The sequence below is a fragment of the Methylobacterium goesingense genome (assembly GCF_022179225.1).
GTDB classification, from domain to species: Bacteria; Pseudomonadota; Alphaproteobacteria; order Rhizobiales; family Beijerinckiaceae; genus Methylobacterium; species Methylobacterium goesingense.
On the sequence record NZ_BPQL01000239.1, the window covers coordinates 1 to 1,318 of the forward strand.

Genomic DNA, 1,318 nt, shown 5'->3' on the forward strand with positions numbered 1-1,318 from the left:
GCCCGCTCGAAGTCCTTGGTCGGGTGCCAGCCGACCTCGGCCTCGGCCTTGCCGGGATCGATGGCGTAGCGGCGGTCGTGGCCGGGCCGGTCGGTGACGTAGGTGATCAGGCGGTCGTGCGGCGCCTGCTCGGGGCGCAACCGGTCGAAGGCGGCGCAGAGCGCCTTGACCACCGCGAGGTTGTTGCGCACCGAGCGTCCGCCGAGCAGGTAGGTCTCGCCGACCCGCCCCTTCTCCAGCACCGCCACGAGGCCGCGGGCGTGGTCTTCGACATGGATCCAGTCGCGCTCGTTCAGGCCGTCGCCGTAGACGGGCAGAGCCTTGCCCTCCAGCGCGTTCAGGATCATCAGCGGGATGAGCTTTTCGGGGAAGTGGCGCGGGCCGTAATTGTTCGAGCAGTTCGTCACCAGCACCGGCAGGCCGTAGGTCTCGTGCCAGGCCCGGGCGAGGTGGTCGGAGGCCGCCTTCGAGGCCGAGTAGGGCGAGCGCGGGTCGTAGCGGCTTTCCTCGGTGAAGAACCCGTCCGGCGGCAGCGAGCCGTAGACCTCGTCGGTGGAGACGTGCAGGAAGCGGAACGCCGCCTTAGCCTCGCCCGTCAGCCCGTCCCAGTAAGTGCGGGCGCCATCGAGCATGACCTGGGTGCCGACCACGTTGGTGCGGATGAAGGCGCCCGGGTCGGTGATCGAGCGGTCGACGTGACTCTCGGCGGCCAGATGCATCACCGCGTCGGGCCGGAACGCGGCGTAGAGGGCGTGCACCGCCTGCGGATCGCAGATGTCGGCCTCGACGAGGCGGTGCTTCGGGTTGTCGGCCAGCGGCTGGAGCGAGATCGGGTTGGCCGCGTAGGTCAGCGCGTCCAGCGTCGCCACCTCGTGTCCGAGCTCCTGCACCAGATGCAGGACCAGTGCCGATCCGATGAAGCCGCAGCCGCCGGTAACCAAGATGCGCATGGGGGTAGGGTCTCTCGAGGAATCGGGCCGGGCCCGCGGCCCGGATGATGTGTTCTCAGAACGGGGGCGAAAGTTCGGCCAGCCGCGGCGCGACCCGGTCCTTGTCCGAGAGCTGCGCCTCGGCTTCGGTGACGGGCCAGGCGATGTCGAGCGCCGGATCGTTCCAGAGCAGGGCCTCGTCGTGCTCGGGGCTGTAGACCCCGCCGGCCACCTTGTAGGCCACCATGGTGTCGGGCACGAGGGTGCAGAAGCCGTGCCCGAAGCCGATCGGCACGTAGAGCTGCTCGCCCGCCTCCGCGTCGAGCCGTACCGCCACGTGCTGCCCGTAGGTGGGTGAATCGCGCCGCAGTGTCAAACAGCGTTGAACA

General features: G+C 69.5%; 2 protein-coding genes. Both read right to left on the bottom strand.

The annotated features are described in order from the left end of the window. Window positions 1-950 (bottom strand): dTDP-glucose 4,6-dehydratase (gene rfbB, locus MFF30_RS25520; protein ID WP_238283044.1); only part of this gene is annotated, 950 nt, incomplete at its 3' end. Window positions 951-1,005: 55 nt separating this feature from the next. Next, the coding region (locus MFF30_RS25525) for a dTDP-4-dehydrorhamnose 3,5-epimerase family protein (protein ID WP_238283045.1) at window positions 1,006-1,318 on the bottom strand (313 nt) is incomplete at its 5' end.